The 250-nt window shown below is 52.4% G+C and carries 1 protein-coding gene; it reads left to right on the plus strand.

Translation table 11 applies throughout. The features are described 5' to 3' along the window. A partial coding sequence (locus V6E90_RS21740) for a hypothetical protein (protein WP_332606440.1) occupies positions 1–250 on the plus strand: 250 nt, incomplete at both ends.

The following is a 250-nucleotide window of genomic DNA, read 5'->3' on the forward strand; positions in this document are numbered from 1 at the left end:
CAGGTGGCTTGACCAATGGTGAGACCGTCACTGCAACAGCGACAGACCCAGCGGGTAACACCTCATTACCAAGTACAGGTACGGTTTCTACAGATGTGACTGCACCGATTGTGACGGTGGATGATGACCTGAGCAACGATGCAACCCCTGCATTGACGGGTACCGTGAATGATCCAACAGCCACGATTGTGGTGACTGTGGATGGTGTGAACTATCCAGCGGTGAACAATGGTGATGGTACTTGGACCTT

This window comes from Acinetobacter sp. ESBL14 (assembly GCF_036668815.1).
Classification (GTDB): Bacteria; Pseudomonadota; Gammaproteobacteria; order Pseudomonadales; family Moraxellaceae; genus Acinetobacter; species Acinetobacter gyllenbergii.